27 protein-coding genes are annotated in these 19,688 nt (G+C 66.5%); 10 read left to right on the top strand and 17 right to left on the bottom strand.

Annotated elements, in window-relative coordinates:
• The first annotated feature begins 139 nt into the window (after positions 1-139).
• Both purE and KQ310_RS04515 read left to right on the top strand, forming a co-directional pair.
• Complete coding sequence (gene purE / locus KQ310_RS04520; protein ID WP_399237644.1) at positions 140-652, top strand: 5-(carboxyamino)imidazole ribonucleotide mutase; 513 nt, start codon at positions 140-142, stop codon at positions 650-652.
• The gene (locus KQ310_RS04515; protein WP_259720589.1) at positions 645-1,757 is read left to right on the top strand and encodes an AI-2E family transporter; all 1,113 of its coding nucleotides are present in this window, start codon (positions 645-647) and stop codon (positions 1,755-1,757) included. The genes purE and KQ310_RS04515 overlap by 8 nt, the downstream gene beginning before the upstream one ends.
• A 4-nt stretch (positions 1,758-1,761) precedes the next feature.
• Here KQ310_RS04515 and cysC read toward each other — a convergent pair whose 3' ends face one another.
• The 4 genes from cysC to KQ310_RS04495 form a co-directional block, all read right to left on the bottom strand.
• A complete protein-coding gene (gene cysC / locus KQ310_RS04510) occupies positions 1,762-2,421 on the bottom strand; it encodes an adenylyl-sulfate kinase (RefSeq protein ID WP_259720588.1) in 660 nt (219 codons plus the stop codon).
• A 63-nt stretch (positions 2,422-2,484) separates the two neighbouring features.
• Positions 2,485-3,081: a hypothetical protein gene (locus KQ310_RS04505; protein ID WP_259720587.1), complete on the bottom strand. Its 597-nt coding sequence runs from the start codon at positions 3,079-3,081 to the stop codon at positions 2,485-2,487.
• Positions 3,082-3,100: 19 nt separating this feature from the next.
• Entirely contained in the window at positions 3,101-3,361 is a 261-nt protein-coding gene (locus KQ310_RS04500) for a cell division protein SepF (protein ID WP_259720586.1), read from the bottom strand.
• A 154-nt stretch (positions 3,362-3,515) separates the two neighbouring features.
• Positions 3,516-3,719: a hypothetical protein gene (locus tag KQ310_RS04495; RefSeq protein WP_259720585.1), complete on the bottom strand. Its 204-nt coding sequence runs from the start codon at positions 3,717-3,719 to the stop codon at positions 3,516-3,518.
• Between the two features lie 42 nt (positions 3,720-3,761).
• Here KQ310_RS04495 and KQ310_RS04490 point away from each other — a divergent pair, with 42 nt between their 5' ends.
• Entirely contained in the window at positions 3,762-4,325 is a 564-nt protein-coding gene (locus KQ310_RS04490) for a DUF1543 domain-containing protein (protein WP_259720612.1), read from the top strand.
• Positions 4,326-4,371: 46 nt separating this feature from the next.
• Here the strand turns inward: KQ310_RS04490 and KQ310_RS04485 are convergent, their stop codons facing one another.
• Together KQ310_RS04485 and KQ310_RS04480 are read right to left on the bottom strand one after the other, a co-directional pair.
• Positions 4,372-5,163, bottom strand: a complete 792-nt coding sequence (locus KQ310_RS04485; RefSeq protein WP_259720584.1) for an ABC transporter ATP-binding protein — start codon at positions 5,161-5,163, stop codon at positions 4,372-4,374.
• A gap of 147 nt (positions 5,164-5,310) precedes the next feature.
• Positions 5,311-5,778, bottom strand: coding sequence for a hypothetical protein (locus KQ310_RS04480; protein ID WP_259720583.1), 468 nt, complete (start codon positions 5,776-5,778; stop codon positions 5,311-5,313).
• Positions 5,779-6,020: 242 nt separating this feature from the next.
• On the opposite strand from KQ310_RS04480, the gene KQ310_RS04475 reads away from it, so the two are divergent.
• On the top strand, positions 6,021-6,647 hold the full coding sequence (locus KQ310_RS04475; RefSeq protein ID WP_399237628.1) for an HdeD family acid-resistance protein: 627 nt from the start codon (positions 6,021-6,023) through the stop codon (positions 6,645-6,647).
• 43 nt (positions 6,648-6,690) lie between these two features.
• Here KQ310_RS04475 and KQ310_RS04470 read toward each other — a convergent pair whose 3' ends face one another.
• Positions 6,691-6,846 carry a hypothetical protein gene (locus tag KQ310_RS04470; RefSeq protein WP_259720582.1) on the bottom strand — a complete coding sequence of 52 codons (156 nt, stop codon included), beginning with the start codon at positions 6,844-6,846 and terminating at the stop codon, positions 6,691-6,693.
• 77 nt (positions 6,847-6,923) lie between these two features.
• On the opposite strand from KQ310_RS04470, the gene KQ310_RS04465 reads away from it, so the two are divergent.
• Genes KQ310_RS04465 through KQ310_RS04455 form a run of 3 tightly spaced genes read left to right on the top strand, consistent with a single transcriptional unit; the run spans position 6,924 to position 9,298 of the window.
• Complete coding sequence (locus KQ310_RS04465; protein WP_259720581.1) at positions 6,924-7,730, top strand: N-formylglutamate amidohydrolase; 807 nt, start codon at positions 6,924-6,926, stop codon at positions 7,728-7,730.
• 3 nt (positions 7,731-7,733) lie between these two features.
• Positions 7,734-8,573: a transglutaminase family protein gene (locus KQ310_RS04460; protein ID WP_259720580.1), complete on the top strand. Its 840-nt coding sequence runs from the start codon at positions 7,734-7,736 to the stop codon at positions 8,571-8,573.
• Entirely contained in the window at positions 8,570-9,298 is a 729-nt protein-coding gene (locus tag KQ310_RS04455) for a peptidase (RefSeq protein WP_259720579.1), read from the top strand. Before KQ310_RS04460 ends, KQ310_RS04455 begins: the two co-directional genes overlap by 4 nt.
• Positions 9,299-9,314: 16 nt before the next feature.
• On the opposite strand, the gene KQ310_RS04450 is transcribed toward KQ310_RS04455, so the two are convergent.
• The 8 genes from KQ310_RS04450 to KQ310_RS04415 all read right to left on the bottom strand — a co-directional run bounded on the left by KQ310_RS04450 (position 9,315) and on the right by KQ310_RS04415 (position 15,268).
• Entirely contained in the window at positions 9,315-10,088 is a 774-nt protein-coding gene (locus tag KQ310_RS04450; protein WP_259720578.1) for a DUF3050 domain-containing protein, read from the bottom strand.
• Positions 10,085-10,552 carry a nuclear transport factor 2 family protein gene (locus KQ310_RS04445; protein WP_259720577.1) on the bottom strand — a complete coding sequence of 156 codons (468 nt, stop codon included), beginning with the start codon at positions 10,550-10,552 and terminating at the stop codon, positions 10,085-10,087. Before KQ310_RS04445 ends, KQ310_RS04450 begins: the two co-directional genes overlap by 4 nt.
• 79 nt (positions 10,553-10,631) lie before the next feature.
• Positions 10,632-10,910, bottom strand: coding sequence for an MSMEG_0570 family nitrogen starvation response protein (locus tag KQ310_RS04440; protein ID WP_259720576.1), 279 nt, complete (start codon positions 10,908-10,910; stop codon positions 10,632-10,634).
• A gap of 64 nt (positions 10,911-10,974) precedes the next feature.
• On the bottom strand, positions 10,975-11,982 hold the full coding sequence (locus KQ310_RS04435) for a sll0787 family AIR synthase-like protein (RefSeq protein ID WP_259720575.1): 1,008 nt from the start codon (positions 11,980-11,982) through the stop codon (positions 10,975-10,977).
• A complete protein-coding gene (locus KQ310_RS04430) occupies positions 11,979-12,611 on the bottom strand; it encodes an MSMEG_0567/Sll0786 family nitrogen starvation N-acetyltransferase (RefSeq protein WP_259720574.1) in 633 nt (210 codons plus the stop codon). The genes KQ310_RS04435 and KQ310_RS04430 overlap by 4 nt, the downstream gene beginning before the upstream one ends.
• 14 nt (positions 12,612-12,625) lie before the next feature.
• Positions 12,626-13,750 (bottom strand): MSMEG_0568 family radical SAM protein, encoded by a 1,125-nt coding sequence (locus tag KQ310_RS04425; RefSeq protein ID WP_259720573.1) that lies wholly within the window; start codon positions 13,748-13,750, stop codon positions 12,626-12,628.
• Positions 13,743-14,753, bottom strand: a complete 1,011-nt coding sequence (locus tag KQ310_RS04420) for a Nit6803 family nitrilase (protein ID WP_259720610.1) — start codon at positions 14,751-14,753, stop codon at positions 13,743-13,745. Before KQ310_RS04420 ends, KQ310_RS04425 begins: the two co-directional genes overlap by 8 nt.
• A 32-nt stretch (positions 14,754-14,785) precedes the next feature.
• Positions 14,786-15,268 carry an MSMEG_0572/Sll0783 family nitrogen starvation response protein gene (locus tag KQ310_RS04415; RefSeq protein ID WP_259720572.1) on the bottom strand — a complete coding sequence of 161 codons (483 nt, stop codon included), beginning with the start codon at positions 15,266-15,268 and terminating at the stop codon, positions 14,786-14,788.
• 225 nt (positions 15,269-15,493) lie between these two features.
• Here KQ310_RS04415 and KQ310_RS04410 point away from each other — a divergent pair, with 225 nt between their 5' ends.
• Entirely contained in the window at positions 15,494-16,774 is a 1,281-nt protein-coding gene (locus KQ310_RS04410) for an MSMEG_0569 family flavin-dependent oxidoreductase (RefSeq protein ID WP_259720571.1), read from the top strand.
• Between the two features lie 38 nt (positions 16,775-16,812).
• Here KQ310_RS04410 and KQ310_RS04405 read toward each other — a convergent pair whose 3' ends face one another.
• Positions 16,813-17,451 (bottom strand): pyridoxamine 5'-phosphate oxidase family protein, encoded by a 639-nt coding sequence (locus KQ310_RS04405; RefSeq protein WP_259720570.1) that lies wholly within the window; start codon positions 17,449-17,451, stop codon positions 16,813-16,815.
• On the bottom strand, positions 17,448-18,071 hold the full coding sequence (locus tag KQ310_RS04400; protein WP_259720569.1) for a glutathione S-transferase family protein: 624 nt from the start codon (positions 18,069-18,071) through the stop codon (positions 17,448-17,450). The genes KQ310_RS04405 and KQ310_RS04400 overlap by 4 nt, the downstream gene beginning before the upstream one ends.
• A gap of 229 nt (positions 18,072-18,300) precedes the next feature.
• On the opposite strand from KQ310_RS04400, the gene KQ310_RS04395 reads away from it, so the two are divergent.
• Positions 18,301-18,903, top strand: a complete 603-nt coding sequence (locus KQ310_RS04395; protein WP_259720568.1) for a TetR/AcrR family transcriptional regulator — start codon at positions 18,301-18,303, stop codon at positions 18,901-18,903.
• Between the two features lie 162 nt (positions 18,904-19,065).
• Positions 19,066-19,680, top strand: a complete 615-nt coding sequence (locus tag KQ310_RS04390) for a cysteine hydrolase (protein WP_259720567.1) — start codon at positions 19,066-19,068, stop codon at positions 19,678-19,680.
• The last annotated feature ends 8 nt before the right edge of the window (positions 19,681-19,688 follow it).

Here is a 19,688-nt window from a genome sequence, read left to right as displayed (position 1 = left end):
GGGCAGGCGGAAAGATGCCATCCTCTCTGGCTTGCTCCCTCGGCCCGTCGTCGGGCGATGCCCTTTGGTGTTTTCCCCTTCCACTGCCGATGCCGGGGCCGCTGCCGATGCGGTGGCGCCTCAGGCCCAGCCCGTGCGGGTGGCGGTGATCATGGGCAGCGATTCAGACCTGCCGACCCTGCAGCCCGGGGTGGCGATGCTGGAGCGGTTCGGGGTGTGGCCGGAGGTGCGGGTGCTCTCGGCCCATCGCACGCCCCTGGAGATGGTGCAGTTCGCCCGCGAGGCGGCGGGCCGCGGCCTGAAGGTGATCATCGCCGGCGCCGGCGGCGCCGCCCACCTGCCCGGCATGGTGGCCTCACTCACCACCCTGCCGGTGATCGGCGTGCCGGTGCAGACCCGGGCCCTGGGGGGCGTGGATTCCCTCCATTCGATCGTGCAGATGCCCGCCGGCATCCCGGTGGCCACGGTGGCGATCGGCAATGGCACCAACGCCGCCCTGCTGGCCCTGCAGATCCTGGCCACCGCCGATGCGGAGCTGAGCGCCCAGCTGGAGGCCTACCGCAGCGACCTGCACGATCAGGTGGTGGCCAAGGACACCCGCCTGCAGGAGCTCGGCAGCAGCACGTATCTGGAGCAGATGCCCCATGCTTGAGCGCCTGGTGCTGCCCCCCTGGCTGCGGTTCGGCCTCGCCCTGCCGCTGCTGGTTCTCAACCTCTGGGTGCTGCGGCAGCTGCTGCTCCCCCTGGCGCCGTTTCCGGCCCTGTTCCTGGGGGCGGCCCTGATCGCCTTTCTGCTGGATCTGCCGGCCCGCTGGCTGAAGGATCGCGGCATGCCGCGCCTGCTGGCCCTGGCGCTGGTGCTGGGGGGCGCCCTGGGGCTGGCGGCCCTGGCGGTGCTGTGGCTGGTGCCGCGGCTGGTGCAGCAGCTCGGCGATCTGATCAATGCCCTGCCCTCCTGGCTGGCGGAGGGGGAACTGCTGCTGCAACACCTGCAGGACTGGGCCGTGCAGCGCGGTCTGCCCAGCGACTTCGGCAATCTCAGCAGTGACCTGATCAGCCGCACCAGCCGGATTGCCAGCCAGGTGAGCCAGCAGCTGCTGGCCCTGCTGGGCACCACGCTGGGGATCACGATCAACACATTGATTGTGCTGGTGCTGGCCGCCTTCCTGCTGCTGGGCGGCGACGCCATTGTGGCGGGGCTCGGGATCTGGTTACCGGCGGGGGTGCGCTCCCTGGTGCTCACCACCTTGGGACGCACCTTCCGCGGCTACTTCGCCGGCCAGGTGGTGCTCGCCCTGATCCTCAGCGGCGCCCAGATCATGGTGTTCACCCTGCTGGCCATTCCCTACGGCGTGCTGTTCGCCGTGGCGATCGGCTTCACCACCTTGATCCCCTACGCCAGTGCCCTCACGATCGTGCTGGTGAGCGTGCTGCTGGCCCTGGAAGACCCCCGCACCGGTCTGGAGGTGCTGGCGGCCGCGATCAGCGTGGGCCAGGTGGTGGATCAGGTGATCCAGCCGCGGCTGATGGGCAGCATCGTGGGACTGCAGCCGGCCTGGCTGCTGGTGAGCCTGCCGATCGGGGCGCGGGTGGGCAGCCTGATGGGCTTCGGGGAGCTGCTGGGCCTGCTGCTGGCGGTGCCCCTGGCCAGCTGCGTCAAGACCTTCCTCGATGCCTGGGGTGAGCGGTTGCGGGCGGGGGAACTGGTGGCGGAGGAGATGACCACCCTGCCTCCGCCGGCCGGACCGCTCAGTTGACTGCTCAGTTGACCGCCGGGATGATGCCCTGCACTTCGAGGTGGCTGATCACCTGGGCGACGCAGTCATCGAGGCTCTGGCCGCCGGTGTCGACCCGCAGTTCGGGGTTCTCGGGTTCCTCGTAGGGGCTGGAGATGCCGGTGAATTCCTTGATCTCGCCGGCTCGGGCCTTGGCGTAGAGGCCCTTGGTGTCGCGGTCTTCGCAGATGCCCAGGTCGGCGGCGCAGTGGATCTCGATGAAATCGCCGGCCTCCACCAGGGAGCGGGCCTTGTCGCGATCGGCCCGGAACGGCGACACGAAGGCGGTGAGCACCACCACGCCGGCATCCAGGAAGAGCTTGGCCACTTCCCCGATGCGGCGGATGTTTTCCTCCCGATCGGCATCGGAGAAGCCCAGGTCCTTGCAGAGCCCGTGGCGGATGTTGTCGCCATCGAGCACGTAACAGGCCAGGCCCTGCTCAAACAGGGCTGAGTTGACGGCGTTGGCCAGGGTGCTCTTGCCGGCACCACTCAGCCCGGTGAACCAGAGGATGGCGCTGCGGTGGCCGCGCTGATGGGCCCGGGCCGCCCGGGTCACCGTGGAGTGGTGCCACACGATGTTGGTGGAAGCCCCCCGGCTGGTGAGCTCGCCGTAGGCGGGATTCGAGGCGGGGCTGGCGGTCATCGGGCGGCGCGGGACAGGAGGACGCAGGCAGGCATTCTCCCCCTCACCTGCCGCTGCCGGCCTTCAGACGCTCTGCAGCCGGCAGCGCAGCAGCGCCAGCGCCTCATCCGGCAGGCCGAGAAAGCGATCCAGCCACGGATCGCCGCAGGGGGGCACGGTGGCGACCCCCACCAGCACCCCTTCCCCAGCGGCATCCAGGGACTGGCCCGCGAGGCGATGCCGCCGGCTGGCCACGGCCCCGGTGCTGAGCCTGGTGTCCACCAGCAGATCGGGAGCGGCATAGACGCTGCCGATGCGGAAGCGGAAGCGGGCCTGGAACTGCAGGGTGAGCTGGCCGCTGGCCTGATCCAGCTGACCGGCCAGGGCGGTGGGCACGATGGCGATGTGCAGAAACGGCGGCAGGGGAAGCCCCAGCTGACGGGTGTTACGGCTGCACAGCTCGGGGATCACCACGCCGGCTGGATCGAAATGCACCTCCTGCAGACCCTCAGCCCCCGGGGAGGAAAGGTGGCCAAGCGCACCACCACCGCGGGCGTCGTAGCGGAACCGGGGAAACCCGCCGATCGCCAGGCCGCAGTCATCGAGGGTGACGAGCTGGATGGAGGGCATGGGGGAGCGTTGCGTCGTGCTGGATGTCGCGCTGGACGTGGAGCTGGCCATGGCGCTGAACGTCGCGCAATCAGTCGCGCTGAATGGAGACGCTCTCGGGAGCGAAGAGGAACACCTGATCGCCGGCCCGTTCGGAGGAGCCATCGAGGGCGTAGACCCCACCGGCGAGGAAGTCGATCACCCGCTGGGCCACATCCTCGTCCAGCTGGGAGAGGTCCACCAGGATGGTTTTCTGCTCGCGCACCAGCACCAGCGCCTCGCATCCCTCCGAGAAGGAGCCGGGATGCACGACAACCACTTCGATCGGACGGATCCAGAAGGGGTCGTCCATGGCCTGCAAGGTGCCCTCAAGATCCATCGGGGAGATGGCGCGCGTCGACCTGATGCCGGATCATCGCCCGGGCATCCAGCCTGCCCTGCCGGCAGCTGGCCTGGCGTCCATCCGGCTCCAGAGGATCAAGAGGGCTGCAGATCGAGCGCTTCGATCAGGAAGCTTGTTGATAGAGCGCTTCCAGCCGCTCGCGCTGAAGGTCCACGTAGAGCACCGGCTCACCAGGCTTGGGAGCTTCGGGATGACGGGGCACCGCTGGGGGACTGGGGCGACGGAATCCCTGGCTCATCAGGGCGAAGGAGCCACCGAGCAGCGCGGCAAACACAATCAGATAGAGGATGGGGAAGAGGATTTCCATGGACGCTCCGCTGGCCCCTCAGACTAATGTAAAGATCTGTTAATCGTGACCGACGCGCCAGCCACTCCCCTCCTGTTCCTGGTGGTGCTGGGCGGCCGGACGGCCCGCTGCCATGTGGAGCTGCACGACGTGCGCTTCGTGGCGGGCGACTGCATCGAGGCCACCATCCCAGCCCTGCGCGCCCAGTGGTTCGGGCAGCGGCGCGGGCTGCACATCGACAGCTATGTGGCCGTGCATCGCGTGGATGGCTTCCAGGTGGTGCTGCGGCCCGAGCCCCAGCAGGGAACCGTCGAACGGCTCTACTTTGTGAACCTCGGTGCCTACGACCCTCGGCAGCTGGCGGAGCTGCACCACTTCGGGCTCGTGGTGGCCCGCTCACCCCAGGCCGCCAAGGCCAGGGCCAAGACCCGCTGGCTGGTGGGAGCAACCGAGCAGCACAAGGACGACCTCTCCCTGCTCGAGGTGCTGCCGGAGGCGGACGACTGCCTCCCCCTGGCGCAGGTGGGAGCGCTGCATGTGCACCTGATCGCCGATCCGCAAGGGCGTCATCAGCCCCTGGTGCCCGACTGGTTCGGCTACCGGCGCATCGATCGGGATGAGGCTTGATCGCCGATCAAGCTGATCGTGATGCCAACAAACGCGATCAGGGCCTTCAGGCCGGCACCACCTGGCGGTAGCCGTTGGCGGTGCACACCTTCAAGGGGGTGTCGAACAGGGCGCTGAGGGGAGCGTCCTGCAGCAGGTCCTCAGCAGGGCCGTCGTCGACCACTCGTCCCTGGCGCAACAGCACGGCACGGCTGATCTCGGGAAGGATCGCCTCGATCTGATGGGTCACCAGCAGCAGAGTGGTGCCGGACTGGGCCAGCTGCCGCAGGATCGCCAGGATCTGGTGCTTCGCCTGGAGATCGAGGCCGTTGGTGGGTTCATCGAGCACCAGCACCTCGGGGTTGTGCACCAGGGCCCGGGCCAGCAGCAGCCGGCGCCGCTGACCATCGGAAAGCTGGGCATAGGGCCGTTCCACCAGATCGGCCAGCCCCATCTGCTCCATCAGCTCGGCCACCCGCTGGCGCTGGGGGAGGGTGGGCTGCTGAGCGCGGCCGATCCCCACCGAGCCGAAGAAGCCGGAGAGCACCACATCAGCGGAGGGAACGCGGCCGACGTAACCCGCCTGCAGATCCTGAGACACCAGGCCGATCCGGCCGCGCAGCTGCCAGAGATTCACCGTTTCGCTGCCGAAGATCCGCAACCGGGAGCCAGGCTTGACCACGGGGTAGAGCTCGCGGCTGAGCAGCTTGATCAGGGAGCTCTTGCCGGAGCCATTGGGGCCCAGGATCACCGTGTGTTCGCCCAGGTGCAGCTGCAGGGAGAGGTCGTCGAAGACGCGGCGAGGTCCGAGCCAGGCCTCAACCGCCTCAAGCTCCAGATAGGGGGTGGGGGTGTGCAAGCGAGGGAATCGTGACTGTGTTGCGGAGGACAGAGTCAAGCGGTTGAGATCTGCCCAGAACGGGATCCTCTCCGCTGACCTGACCAAGGGGCGTTGCCGCTGAGCCGACTCGAACCGAGCGGTCAGCCTGGATCCTTCCCTTCCGTCTCACTCCAGATCGACGGACTCCAGCAGGATGCGGCTGCGCATCAGCCGGTCGGCATCGATCGACCAGGCAACGATCTGGCTGTGCTTGGCCTGCTCGTCATCCTTCATCTCCTCCACCACCTCATCGTGGAAACCCTCCAGGTGGCGCACCAGCGTCAGGGCGATCTGCTGGTCTTCGGCGGCACTGGTATCGAGCTGTTCAATCAGATCGAGCACCTCTTGAACCTTGGCACTCAGCTCCCGGTCGGGCTTCTCCGGACGCTCAGACCTGGCCTGCATGGCGATCAGTTCATCGGGGCTACCGGGAATGCCGGTCGCCGGCGGCTGAGACGGGTCGGAGTCGACCATTTCGGGATGCACGCCCTCGTTGGGATCAGCGGGCTTGCCGCCGTGGTAGCGGTAACGGCCGCTGCGGCGCTGGGGCTCCCCCGACGAGGAGTTCAGCGGCTGATCGGAAGGAAAGCCCATCGCAGAGGGGTGTGTCGTTGTCCCCAGGATCGCGCCAATGGGTCACGGCTGCCGTGTCAGGCCGGTGGGGTGGCCGTCGGTCCGGCCTGACAGCAAAGACAGATCAGGCGGCGCAGCAAACCCTGGGGCTGGATCGCAGCGGCACCTCCACATCACCAGGCTGCTGATCTCAGCGCATGACAGGCCGTGGTCTGCGGCAAAGGCCCTGCCTACGTTCAAGTTTGATGTGTCACGTGGATCCCATGCCCTCCGGCGCGGCCTTCAACACTCCCGACGACGATCCCGCCGCCCTTCCCCCCGATCACAGGGCTGCGGAAGAGGGCCGGTTGCGGGGCCTCATCCAGGCCGAAGGCATCCTCATGATCGTGCTTGGGATCCTGGCCCTGAGCTTCCCCGTGGTGGCCTCTGCCTCGGTCACCTTCATGGTGGGGATCGCCTTCCTGGTGGGCGGCATCGTGGGCTGGATCGACAACCTCGCGCGGTCGAGGCGGCTCGGGCGGTGGCACTGCTTCTGGCGGTTGGTGGTCTCCACCCTGTTCCTGGTCACCGGCCTCTGGATGGTGCTCCAGTTCAAAGCCGGCATCGTGCCCGCCGCCCTGCAGGTGAAGGCCCTGGCCACGGCGGTCGGCATCGTGTTCCTGGCCGAAGGGGTGGTGACGGCCATCGCGTCGCTCACCCATCGCTCCACCCGGGGCTGGGGCTGGGGACTGGCCAACGGCATCGTCACCCTGGCTCTTGGTCTGCTGATCCTCACCATGAGCCCGGCCGGCCTGCTCTCGGTGATCGGTCTCCTGGTGGGCATCAGTTTCCTGTTCACCGGGTTCGACCTGCTCGGCTTCAGCAGCCGTTTCCATCCGCGGCCGGAGTGAACCCGAGCATCGGGCCATGCACCTGCTGGCAGACGGCTCACCCTCAGGGCAAGGTGAAACCAGAGGTATTCAGGTGCTTGAGATCGAGCAGCACGACCGTGAGCCAGACCAGCAGGGCCAGGCCTCCGAGCGAACCGATCACGACCAGCAGGCCAGCGATCACCGACTTGAAGGACTTGCTGTCGTTCGGCACGAGCATGGAGGGAGGAATGGTCACTGTCCCACAGCCAGACCTTGCTCCTGAGGTCCTGCAGCACACCCCCACACCTGCCTGCCATGCCGATTCCGGATCCCTTGCTGGGGGCCGATGATCCGGCCGTGTTTCGGATCGTTCGCTCCGGCGGCCGCTCCGCCGTGCTGCTCACCGCCGACCACGCCGGCCGCGCCATTCCCCGCTCTCTGGCCAAGCTTCAGCTCAGTGATGCGGTGCTCGACACCCATGTGGCCTGGGATCTGGGTGTGGCGGCTCTGGCCGAGCGCCTCTCGGCGCGGCTGGATGCCGTCCTGTTCCTGCACAACTACTCGCGGCTGGTGATCGACGTGAACCGACCGCCCTGGGCGCCGGACTCGATCGTGACCCTGAGCGAGCACACGCCGATTCCCTCCAATCGCGACCTCTCTCCCGAGCAGCGTCAGCAACGGCGCCAGGCGCTGTTCGAGCCCTACCACCGCCACATCGCCGCCGAGCTCGATAGGCGATCCCGCCAGGGTCAGCCCAGCGTGCTGGTGGCCCTGCACAGTTTCACGCCGGTGCATGCGGGGCAGGTGCGGCCCTGGCAGGTGGGCGTGCTGCACGGCCGTGATGGGCGCCTGGCCCGGCGGGTGCTGCGGCAGCTCAGGTGTGAACCGGGCCTGCAGGTGGGCGACAACGAGCCCTACGCGGTGAGTGACGCCAGCGACCACACCGTGGTGGTGCATGGCGAGCAACGGCGGATTCCCCACGTGGAGCTGGAGGTCCGCCAGGACCTGCTGACCACGGCAGCGGGGCAGCAGGACTGGGCCGAGCGACTTGCCGCCGTGCTGGAGACGTCCCTGGCGGAGGGATTTCCGCCTCTGCAAGGCGCTGTGGCGCCCTTAGCCTGAGCCATGAGCGCTTTAACCAACCCCGCCCCACTCCCATCTGAGGCCATCGAAATCAGCGTGGGCTTCGACCTGGAGCTCCGCTGCCCGCAGCCGACGCCGATGATCGTGACCCTCGGCGTGCATGCGAGCCGGGCGGCGGATCTGCTGCAGAACGACACGCTGCAGTCGACCCCAGCGGTGCCGCTGCGCTCCTATGTGGATTCCTTCGGCAACCAATGCCAGCGGCTGGTGGCTCCGGCCGGTCTGCTGCGGTTGCACGCCAGGGGGCTGGTGGCGGATTCCGGTCGCCCCGATCCGGTGCTGCCGGCGCTGCCGCAGCGGCCGGTGGATGATCTGCCGGACGAGGTGCTGCTGTTCCTCTTGTCCAGCCGGTATTGCGAGAGCGACCTACTCACCGACCTGGCCTGGTCGCTGTTCGATCGGGCGCCCACCGGCTGGGGCCGGGTGCAGGCGATCTGTGATGCTGTGCACCGCCATGTGCGCTTCGACTACAACCGTTCGAGCCCAACCCAATCAGCCCTGACGACCTATCAAAGCGGCGAGGGGGTATGCCGTGATTTCGCCCATCTGGCGATTGCCTTCTGCCGCTGCATGAACATTCCGGCTCGCTACTGCACCGGTTACCTGAGTGATCTCGAGGTGCCGCCGCCCCACTCGGCCATGGACTTCGCAGCCTGGTTCGAGGCCTACCTCGGTGATGGCTGGCATGTATTCGACCCGCGCAACAACACGCCGCGGATCGGGCGGATCCTGATCGCCCGTGGCCGGGATGCGGCCGATGTGGCCCTCACCACCACCTTCGGTCCCTCGAGACTGGAATCCTTCCAGGTACGGACGGCATGACCTATTGCGTGGCTGTGCTTCTGCAGGCCGGCATGGTGTTCGGCTCGGATTCACGCACCAATGCGGGTCTGGATAATTTCGCCACCTTCTGCAAGATGACCGTGTTCGAGCGCAGCGGCGATCGGGTGCTGGTGCTGCTCAGCTCCGGCAGTCTGGCGGGCACCCAGGCGGTGATCAGCCTGTTGCGCCAGCGGGCCGACGACAGCAATGGGGGCGAGAACCTGTGGACGGCGCGCACGATGTTCGATGTGATGGTGTTGGTGTCGGATGTGGTGCGCAAGGTCCAGCAGCGCGATGCCGCCTACCTGGAGGCCTCAGGCAATGGGTTCAATGCGTCGTTTCTGGTGGGCGGCCAGATCAGGGGCGAAGCGCCGCGGCTGTTCCGGATGTATGCCGAGGGAAATTTCATCGAAGCCAGCGCAGACACGCCGTTTCTGCAGACCGGCGAAGCGAAATACGGCAAGCCGATCATCGACCGGGTGATTCACGCCGACACCTCGCTGGCGGAAGCGACCAAATGTGTGCTGGTGTCGTTCGATTCCACCATGCGCAGCAATCTTTCGGTGGGGATGCCGATCGATCTGATTGCCTATGAGCGCGACAGTCTGACCATCACCCACCGCCGCCGCTTCGGTGAGGGCGATGCCGAGTTCGCGGAACTGAGCAGCGCCTGGGGTGTGGGCGTGCGCCAGGTGTTCCGCGACTTGCCGGATGTGCATTGGTAGTGGCAAACGTGCTGGGTCACGGCGCCATGACCAGCGCCCGGTGGATGCCATCCCAGAACTGCCTGCGGGCCGCCACGGCTCGATCGGCCATTGCCTGGGCTGTCTGAAGCCTGGAGGGGGAGCAGCCGCAGAGAGCGCTCAGCATCGCCAGGGCCCCGGGGCCGTGGTCGTCGCCATCCATGGCGATGTGCCGGGTCAGATACCAGTGCAGGGAGGGGGCCCGCTGCGGAGAAATCAGGGCCCGCTCCAGCAGAGCCTGAAACAACGACGGCACCAGCAGCTCACGGCCATGGGTGAAGGCCGCCGCCATCGGCAGCGCCTCACCGCTGCCGATCACCTCGAAGGTGAAGGCCATGAAGCGCCGTGAGGGCTGGGGGATGGGAAGACCCTCCAGGGCAGCAGCGAGCTCGGCGGCGCCCATCCTCCAGGCCGCAAGTCCCTGAAATCGGGCCATCAGATGCTCGACCGGTGCCGTGCAGGCCCCCACCTCCCGCATGGCCAGCAGGTAGATCTCCAGATGGCTGAGATGGCTGGCGCCAAGAGGATTGGCCGGTGCCTGATCGCAGTCCTCCTCCGCCACGATCCGATCGATCACCGCCACGGCCGCATCTGAGCCGGGCGACAGACCGGAGCAGGAAACCAAGGCAAGCTGCCGTTGCAGTGCCTTCGCCAGCAGGAGGAAGTCCCACACGGCGAACACATGGTGTTCCATGAACAGCCGCAGTGCCGGCAGGTCCGTGATGGCGCCGGCCAGGGGGTGGTCCTGCAGGCCTGAAGCCGCCGGTTTCACAGCCCCAGTTCACTCAGACCCGGGTGATCATCCGGGCGCGGGCCCTGGGGCCAGAGGAAAAGGCGCTCGGATTCGCGGATCGGAACGTCGTTAATGCTGGCCTCACGACGACGCATCAGACCCTGATCATCGAACTCCCAGTTCTCGTTGCCATGGGCGCGATACCAGTTGCCGGAGTCGTCGTGAAATTCGTACTGAAAACGCACGGCAATTCGATTGTCGTGCCAGGCCCAGACTTCCTTGATCAGGCGGTAATCGAGTTCGCGGGCCCATTTGCGTTTCAGAAACGCTTCGATCTCCTGGCGCCCCTTGATGAACTCCGATCGATTGCGCCAGACACTGTCTTCGCTGTAGGCCAGGGCGATCTTGGCGGGATCACGGGAATTCCAGGCATTTTCTGCCATGCGGGCCTTCTGGATCGCGCCATCGCGATCAAACGGGGGCAGGGGTGGCTTCGATGTCACAACGAGGGGAGTCTCAGCGAGCAGGTCAGAGCGAGGTCGCTCAGGAGATGTGGGGGTGGTGAAGGGAGTCGTGGGCCCTTCAGTCGCCCGACTGGATCACCACCATCTGGTCGGCCCGGTAGGCCGCCAGAGTATGTTGCAGTTTCATGGCCTCCTCATCGGTGCGCGTGCAGGCGAATCCATAGCGCGCCCTCACCCGCTCAGAGGCCTGCTTCAGACCCTCCAGCCCCCGGGTCTGCACCTCGCCGACGGAAAGTTGTTCGCCGGGGGGAAGGTGCTCCAGGATCACGGTGGAGGGTGAATAGAGCTGGGAGCTCAGGCCATCGGGCCACTGCAGGGTGAGGTGAACTTCTGGCACCAGGTGATCGGGCAATGGCTCAGGCCATGCTCCCAGGCCCCCAGGGGCATCGCCGTGCCCATGGTCACAGAGGCTCCTGGCCCAGATCGTCCAGGGCGCCAAAACCGGTGAGCGGGTCCTGCTGGTGCCACAGACAGGATTGTGCCCCCCCGGCGCTCAGCAGCAGCTCCGCATCCCCGCTCTGAAACCTGCCGATCTCCACGCACAGGAGATCGGGATCGATCGCGGTGGCATGCCGCAGCGCTGCCGACTGGGACGGATCCACCGCCAGGAGATAGCCATAGCTGGGGAAGCAGGTGAGCCAGGCTTCGAGCTCCACACCGTCGGGCGGCTGAAGCGCCTCAAGATCCAGCTCCAGATGGCAATTCGCCGCCTCGGCGAACATCACGGCCGTGCCCACCAGGCCGCCCATGCTGATGTCCTTCGCCCCGTGCACGATGCGGGCACCGGCGAGCTCCACCAGCAGAGCGAGATGGCGGCGCAGCCGGACGGGATCCGCCTCAGTCGCGGCATCCCAGAAAGGGTAATGGCGATGAAAGTGTCCGTTGATGTTCACCAGCAGGTGGCAGCGATCTCCCGGGCGGGCGGCCCGAGCCGAGAGCACGGGGCCTGGCGTGGTGCCGAGCACAGCCACCGAGAGCGCGTTGTAGGGGCTGTGCAGATTGGTGTGGCCGCCCACCATCGGAACGGCGAATGTGTCGGAGGCGAAGCGCATCCCCGCCAGCAGTCGCTCGGCATGCTGGTCACCGGTCGCCCACAGGCTGTTCACCACAGCAAGCGGGCTACCGCCCATGGCCGCGATATCGCTGAGATTGACCAGCACCGCACTCCATCCGGCGAACCAGGGGTCGTCGTCCACCAGCTGGGGATCCATCCCTTCGGAGGCCAGCAGCAGGGGTCCGGTCACGCCGGGGATCAAGGCGGCGTCATCGCCGAGGGCAGCTGCTGGCCCCAGTTCGGGAAAGGGCAACGGCGGGAAGGTGCGCGCCGGAGCCTGGATCTCCTCCTTTCCCAGCAGGCCTGGGTGCTGACGCAGCCGCAGCGTCAGTGCCTGCAGGTCTGCGGGGGTCATGCCGCCTGGGCGATCGGTCGCCGTTCCAGCGAGGGCCGGTAATAGGAGAGATCGGCTTCCATCAGGTGATGGGAGATGCCGCGGATGTCGAGTTGCTCGAGCGAGCGCCAGTGCAGCCGCCGGAAGAAGGGAACGTTCTGACGCTGCACGGTGGCCAGAAAGCGATCACAACCCCAGCCATGGGCGGTGGTGACAGCCTTCCAGATCAACCCCTTGCCGATCTGATTGTGACGGCGGAAATCGGCATCGACCCCGAGCCGGCCGCCCTGCCACACCCGCGGGCTGAGTTCCACGATCCGCACCACACCAACGGCCTCACCGGCGCGGGCATGGCTGTGGGACAGGGCAACAATCGGGTAGGCGCGGGCATCAAGCTCATCGCGATCCGAGTCTTCGAAGAGGTGCTGCTCCTCGCAGAAGATCCTGCTGCGCAGATCCCAGTAGCTCGCCAGCAGCCTGGAGCCAGATCCGAGCACATGGAAGGAAAACTCCTCGGAACTGGCCGTCGGGGAGAGCTGGAAATCCTCGGCATCGAGAGCCATGCCCCAGCGCACCGATGGGGTGAAGGCGGCCGGAGCCGAGGTAGTGCTGCGGCCGATGTCGTGGCTGCTGGGATCAATGAACAACATGGAACCGGGATGGCTCAGGACGCGTTTTCAAACAGGGAGAGGGCCGAGCAGGCACCGCACTTGGCGCAGCCGGCGGCCATGCGGTCCGAACGGATGTCGGACTGGGCCAGCAACCTGCCCACGGCCTCGTAGATCTCGACCATGAAGTCGGTACTCGGGGCCGGGTGGTGCTGCAGAGGAGTACCCGAGATCGGTACAAAGGGCACCACGAAGGGATAGACGCCGATCGCAATCAGCCGTTCGCTGCAGGAGATCAGGGAGCTGGCACTGTCGCCCAGGCCCGCCAGCAGATAGGTGCTCACCTGCCCGCGGCCGAACACGGCCACGGCCTGCTCGAAGGCCTCGACATAGCGCTCCAGACTGAGCTCCGATTTGCCGGGGAGTACGCGACGGCGTACCTCCTCGTCCACCACTTCCAGGTGCATGCCCAGGCTGTCAATCCCGGCCTGCTTCATGCGGAGATACCAGATCGGATCCTCCGGGGGCTCGCACTGGCCCTGGATCGGCAGGTCCAATCGCGCCTTCACCGCCGCCGCCGTTTCCGCCATCAGCCGGGCCCCCCGATCGTCACTGTTCGGGGTGCCGGTGGTCATCACCAGCTGGCGCACACCATCGAGCCGCACGGCCGCCTCGGCCACCTCCGCCACCTGCTCGGGGGTCTTGCGCACCAGCGTGCGTCCGTTCTCGAGGGATTGCTCAATGGCGCAGAACTGGCACGACTGGCTGCGATCCCGAAAGCGGATGCAGGTCTGGAGCAAGGTGGTGGCCAGCACATCGCGGCCATGCAGCAGAGCGATGGCGCTATAGGGCGTGCCGTCGGCGGTGGAGAGGCCGTAGAAGCGTGGTTGCGGCGGAGGCTCCACGGCGGCCAGGCTTGTGCCGGGCCGGTCGGTCACGGCAACCGCTCCATCGGCAGCCTGCTCCAGGCGGAACGGGGAGTCCTGGGACACCGCGTTGTAGACGGGAACCATCACGGTGGTGCCCGCGATCGTGAGGGCGCGATGGTCCGAGGGACCGGCTCCGCCGCGGCGCCCCTGGTTGCCGGCAACGGCGGGGTCCACCACCCCCTGCACCTGCAGCTCAGTCACGAAACGTCCGAGACTCTGGCCAACCAGAGCCGACTTGGAGGCTTCAGCCATGGGCCTGGGCCTCGGCGGAAGATAGCAGAACCGAGGCGCCTGACGGAGCGAAGCTGTCCTGCGCTGCCCCTGGGATCAGCATCGGGTCCACCTGGCTGGCCGGAGTTGCGTTGATGCGCAGCCCCAGCAGATCGGGACGGCTGTAGTGCCCCACACTGTCCATCATGCGTTTGCGTTTGGTGATCAGGGCGGTGTCGAGGGTGGCGATCGCCAGACCTTCACCCTCCGGCAGTGGGCCGGCCAGATAGCGGCCTTCCGGGCTGATCACCGCGGTGTGGCAGCCCCCCTGAAAGGCGCGATGAAGGGCAGGGTCGGGAGTGATCGCGGCATGGTCGGCCGGGTCCAGCCAGGCGGTGGACGACACCACGAAGCAACCTGCTTCGAGGGCGTGATGCCGCAGGGTCACGGCGGTCTGCTCGGAGAAGATCGGACCCACGAGCGATCCGGGGAACTGGGCGCAGTGGATTTCCTCCCCCTGGGTCATCAGGGCGAAGCGGGCCAGGGGGTTGTAGTGCTCCCAGCAGGCCAGGGCACCGATGCGGCCCAGGGCCGTCGGCACCACCTGCAAACCGGCGCCATCCCCCTGTCCCCAGACCATGCGTTCGTGGTACGTGGGGGTGATCTTGCGGCGCTTCAGCACAATCGTGCCGGAGGCATCAATCAGCAGTTGGGTGTTGTAGAGGCTGCCGCCATCGCGTTCGTTCACCCCGAGCAGCACATGCATGCCGTGCTGGATGGCGGCTGAGCAGATCTGACTGATCTCCGGTCCGGGGATCACCACGGCCTGCTCATAGAGGCGCAGATGGGAGGCACCCATCAGCACGGCCGGCTCCACGAAGGAGAAGTAGGGGTAATAGGGAAGAAACGTCTCCGGAAAGACGATCAACTCAACTCCTGAAGCGGCAGCCTCCGCCATGGCCGCGAGCACCCGGGCCACGGACCCCTCAAGGCTGAACAGAACCGGACGAATCTGCGCCGCCGCAACGGTGATCGTGCTGGCCATGGGAGACATCCGAAAGGTCCGAAGCAAAGACCTCAGAGGGTCCAGGTGTCGAGGATGAAGGCCCCATCCTTGCGGTGCATCAAGACGATGTCCAGCACGTCGAGGGGATTGATGGGGGTGATGCCTGGGATCAGGGCCCCTTCGCCGTGGCCGTACAGAGCCTGGAGGGCAAAGCGGCAGGCGTAGACCTTGCCGCCCTGGCCCATGAACTTCTGGATCCGGGCATTGAAGTTGAGATGGCCGTCAAAGGCCGCATCGCCCAGCTTGGGGAATCCCCGTTGAACACCCAGGGTGACCCCCGGGCCATACAACAGGATCGAGGTCTCGAAGCCCTTGGTGATCAAGCGGCTGGCCTGGAGCAGATTGACCAGACCGATCGAACCTTCGAAAGCGACTGTGTGAAAGGTCACCAAGGCCTTCTCCCCAGGCTCCGCTTTGACATCAGGAAAGACTTTCTCTTCGTAATCAACGAGAAAATCGCCCGGCTGGTTGGCGGGACGGGTGACTTCAGGCATGGGGGTGGGGCTGTCTGGGAGCGCAATCCGGCCCGAACCCTCCCACGCGTTTACTTTTGTTTTGTGTGACCGATGCAACCGAATCGTCGGCCAGCCGGAACAGGACGTTCTCTGCGCTGATGTGGCAATGGCTACCGGCCTTTCGTCCGCTGCCGCGGACACTGGTTCCTCTGTTTGATCGGGTCACCGTTGCCTGCTTCGGCTGCACTGCCGCCCAGACAGTCCTTGCCGCCCAAGCATCCGGTCGTGGTGGTGGGAGGCGGACAGGCGGGCCTTTCGGCGGCTGCCTGCCTCCAGCGCCGCGGCATCTCCCCCCTGGTGCTGGAGAAGCACCACATCGGCTACGCCTGGGACCAGCAGCGCTGGGATTCCTTCTGCCTGGTCACCCCGAACTGGCAATGCCGGCTGCCGGACTTTCCCTATGACGGGAATGATCCGCAAGGCTTCATGGTGCGTGACGAGATCGTGGCCTACGTGCGCCGATTCGCCGATGCCATCGCTGCGGATGTGCAGGAAGGGGTGAGTGTGGAGCGCCTGCGCTGGTGTGGTGGCAGCTACGCGCTCACCACCAGCGCCGGTGAAATTGAAGCCGATCATGTGATCGTGGCCACCGGTGGTTACCACAAACCGAAGCGGCATCCGCAGGCGGAGCGGCTTCCCTCCTCTGTGATTCAGCTGGATGCCCGCAACTACCGCAATCCAGACCAACTGCCGGCCGGGCCCGTGCTGGTGGTCGGCAGTGGCCAGTCGGGTTGTCAGATCGCCGAAGACCTGTTCCTCGCCGGCCGCAGGGTGCATCTGAGTGTGGGCTCGGCACCCCGTTCACCCCGTCGCTATCGCGGCAAGGATGTGGTCGACTGGCTGGATCGGATGGGCTACTACGCCATGCCGATCGATCACCACCCCGACCCCAGGCTGGTACGTGGCAAGACCAATCACTACCTCACCGGCAGGGATGGGGGGCGGGAGATTGATCTGCGCCACCATGCCCACCAAGGGATGGTGCTACATGGTCGGCTGCTCAGTCTCGCTGCGGAGACGATTGCCTTTGCCGACGATCTAGCGAGCAATCTCGACCAGGCCGATGCGGTGTATCGCCGCATCCGCGACAGCATCGACACCTACATCGAGCGGGAAGGAATCGAGGCACCTCAGGAACCGCCCTACCAGCCCTGCTGGCAGCCGCCGACCATCGCCGATGACCGGGTCAATCTCATCCAGGAGCCCCTTGCGGCGGTGATCTGGTGCACGGGATACGCGGCCGATTTCCGCTGGATCGATGTACCGGTGTTCGATGGCGCCGGCTATCCGGCCCATGAACGCGGGGTGACCCAGAGCCCGGGGCTGTATTTCATCGGTCTGCCCTGGCTGCAGACCTGGGGTTCGGCGCGCTTCAGCGGCGTTGCGGATGATGCCGAGCATCTGGCCGAGACCATCCGGCTGCGCCTGCAGCTCACGGACGCCCGCCATGAGCGGCTCGAGTGCACGGCTCTGCTGGGGTCGTAGGTCCTCCGCAGCCAGGCCCAACCGCTGGCACCGAGCCGTCAGCCCCCATCCACAGGCTCCCCATTGCGGTCGAAAGATCGAAGCCGAAGCAGCTCGGCCTCAAGGTCGGCGATGCGCTGCCGCAGTGGCTGCGCCGCATGCTCCACCTCCGCCGCCGTGAAGCGGGGCGTGATGAATTGCGGGCAGTTCCAGTCGAAGCCGTCCACCGCGATGCGGAACAGGCGTTCCACCGCACCCGCACCTGGATCTTCCTGCAGCAGCTGGGCACGCAGGGCAGGATCAGCATCCAGCGGCAACACCTCGGCGATGCCATCGAGCTTCAGGCGCCGGCGGTTGGGGTAATCCATCAGGAACAGGGCCACCCGCGGATCGCGGCGCAGATGGCCGGTGGTGAGCAGTTGGCGGTTGCCGCTGTAATCGGCGAAGCCGAGGGTTCGCTCATCGAGCACCCGCAGAAAACCCACCGGACCGCCGCGATGCTGGAGGTAAGGCGCCCCAGTTTCGGTGAGGCTGGCCAGATAGAAGCTGTCACGGGCGCCGATGAAAGCGATCTCCTTGGCGCCGAGACGATCGGGCTCCGGGGCGTCCGGCACGCCGTAGATCTTCTGCCCATAGGCCTGCTCCTGGGCCTCCCCCACGGCAGGGGTGAGATGGCGGTGGAGGTAGTGCTGGCTCATGGCTGGGTCTCCGCGGTGGCGTCCAGCCCCTTCATCGGCACATAGCCCGGCAGCGCCTGGATCCGGTCGATCCAGGCCAGAACGTTGGGGTAGGGGGCCAGATCGATGCCGCCGTCACCAGCGAGCGCCACATAGGGGAACACGGCGACGTCGGCGATGGTGGGGCGATCCAGCTCCAGCCAATCCCGATCGCCCAGGTGCCGCTCCAGTTGATCCAGGATGAAGGCGGCCTTCTCCTGGGCACGCTCGATCGGAATCGCCTTGACACCGAACAGATGGTGCAGGCGGGCACTCTCAGGGCCCTGCCGCACCTCACCGGCGGCGGTGGAGAGCCACCGCACCACCCGAGCCTGCTCAAGCGGGTCGGCGGGAAGCCACTGGCCATCGCCCTGGCGAGCGGCCAGATAAAAGAGGATCGCCTGGGCATCGGACAGGGTGGTGCCGTCTTCCTCCAGCAACGGCACCTGGCCGAAGGGATTGAGCGCCAGGAAAGCGGCTTGCTTGTGCTCCCCCTGCATCAGATCAACGCGCACCCATTCGTAGGGGACGCCGAGCAACGCGAGCAGCAGGCGCACCTTGTAGCTGTTGCCGGAGAGTTCGTGGCCGTGGAGACGAAGCATGGCAGTGAAGCGCGAAAGGGTTGTGGGCTTTGGGACGTGAGCTGTGAGCTGTGGGCCGAGCACGGAGCACGGAGCACGGAGCACAGAGCAAAGAGCACAGAAGACAGAAGACAGAAGACAGAAAGAAGAAAAGGCCGGGGCACTCAGCAGTAGACAGACCCGTCTGCCTTCCAAAAGATAGCAGACCGTTCTGTCTACGGACTAGGCTCGACGCAAGGATCTGACAGTCATGACCGGCAGCCGGGGCCCGCGCGCCCGACCCGCCTCAGCCAAGCGGGATGCCCTGCTCAGCACCGCCCACAACCTCTTCTCCCGCCAGGGCTACCGGGCCGTGGGCATCGACACGCTTCTGGCCGAGGCCGGCGTGGCCAAGATGACCCTCTACAAGCAGTTCGGCTCCAAGGAGGAGTTGATCGCCGCCGTGCTGGAGCGCCTGGCCGGCGAGATCGGCACATCGCTCACCGCCAGGCTGGCGGCCGCCAGCGGAGGCAGCCGCGGCCAGGTTCTGGCGGTGTTCGACTGGCTGGCGGACTGGGTGTGCTCACCCTCGTACCACGGCTGCCTGTTCATCAAGGCGGCCAGTGAATACCCCGAGCCGGGCGATCGGCCCCGCCAGGCGGCCGAAGCCTTCAAGGCCGGCTGTCGCGAGCTGCTGGAGACTCTCTGCCGCGACCTCGCCATCCCCGATCCGGCCCGCCTGGCCCGCCAGCTTCACCTGCTGCTCGAAGGCGCCCTGGTGCTCACCTTTCTGGAGCGCGATCCCCGCGCCGCCAACGACGCCCGTGACGCAGCCGAGGCGCTGCTCGACGCTGCCTCTACCCAGTCGCCATAGGCTTCGTTGGCGCTGATCAAGGCACCAGCCACCCTGTCTGTGCTGATGCCGTTGACGGACCAGGGGAGGGGGCCGCTTCGGCGTTGGAGGCGCGATCCTGCTGGCCTGCAGGCACCAAACTCCTAGGCTTGCAGTGAGCCAGCCAGTCGTCGCGCCCCGCGCATGGATCCCCGGACCACCGCCTTGATTCTGGTCGGGTACCAGAACGACTACTTCGCCCACGACGGCATTCTGCGGGGGGTGGTGGAAGACCCCGAGCGGATCGATCAGGTGCTGGATCACACCCTGGCGCTGATCCAGCGGCTCGCCCCGACGGCCGCCACCATCATCAGCACCCCGATCGTGCTGGAGCCCACCTACCGCGCCCTGTCCAGCCCGGTGGGCATCCTGCACACGATCAAGGAATCGGGGGCCTTCAAGGCAGGCAGCATCGGGGCCGACACCATCCCCGAGCTGCTGCCCTTCGGTGAGCGCATCCTCTATCTGAGTGGCAAGGTGGGCTTCAACGCCTTCTCGAACACATCCCTGGAAGAGGAACTGGCTCGCCGTTCGATCAAGACTGTGCTGGTGGCCGGCATGGTCACCTCGCTCTGCATCGACTCCACCGGACGGGCAGCCTACGAACGGGGCTACGACGTCACGATCCTCTCGGACTGCACCTCGGCCCGCACCAACACGGAGCAGTCCTTCTTCTGCGAGTCTGTCTTCCCGCTCTACGGCCAGGTGGCCGCAAGCGTCGAGCTCAATTTCAACCCCCTTCCCCAGGCCGTGAGCTAGCGGGGTGT

The sequence above is a fragment of the Synechococcus sp. CS-1328 genome, from assembly GCF_025128095.1.
Taxonomy (GTDB): domain Bacteria; phylum Cyanobacteriota; class Cyanobacteriia; order PCC-6307; family Cyanobiaceae; genus CBW1002.
The sequence above is the reverse complement of the archived record's forward strand: the minus strand, read 5'-3'. Positions and strand labels throughout refer to the sequence as shown.